The sequence below is a fragment of the Halocynthiibacter sp. genome (assembly GCF_049608145.1).
Taxonomy (GTDB): Bacteria; Pseudomonadota; Alphaproteobacteria; order Rhodobacterales; family Rhodobacteraceae; genus Halocynthiibacter.
The window spans coordinates 1-560 of record NZ_JBMYXF010000125.1 but is presented as its reverse complement, the minus strand read 5'-3'; the positions used below and the strand labels follow the sequence as shown (position 1 = coordinate 560).

The 560-nt window shown below is 52.3% G+C and carries 2 pseudogenes; one reads left to right on the top strand and one right to left on the bottom strand.

The features are described 5' to 3' along the window. Positions 1-155: pseudogene (locus ACPGUT_RS16140) on the bottom strand (glucose-6-phosphate dehydrogenase); the annotation flags it as partial. 189 nt (positions 156-344) lie between these two features. Between ACPGUT_RS16140 and ACPGUT_RS16135 the strand changes: the two are divergent. Further along, positions 345-560: pseudogene (locus tag ACPGUT_RS16135) on the top strand (radical SAM protein); the annotation flags it as partial.

Sequence of the window (560 nt, the reverse complement as noted above, 5' to 3'; positions counted from 1 at the left end):
GCGCGCGCTGCGCCAATGATCTGGCTGTCGTCAGGAATTTGACCTGCGCAATAACGGCGGAACAGACCCGGCAGAATCTTGCGGCGCGCCAGATCGCCCGTTCCGCCGAAGATGACCAAATCAAAAGGATCTACAGGAATGACACGTGAAACCATTGAGGCGCTCCAAGTTTTGACCAGCGCCGTTAGCGCTAACAGGTGTTGTTTGCGCTCCGTTTAACGCGCCTTTTTGCAAATGTCTAACACTGCTTTAGCACATCACAATGGTGTCAGTCCTTGTTTGAGCACTTTTCTGCGCGCCTGTCAGAGGTTAAGTGCAAATAAACCAGTTATCAGGGACGATCCATGAAAGACTTGACCGTAGCTTTGCCCGCAGAAAAGTTCTCCGACCCTTTTGTCACTGCAAAAGGCGACGTGCGCGCTAGCGTTGCGCTGAGCGATCCGCAGACGCTTTGGTTCAATACGGGCACGCTGTGCAATATCGAATGCGCAAACTGCTATATTCTGAGTTCCCCGAAGAACGATGCGCTGGTTTATATCAAAGCCGCAGAAGTCACCGAC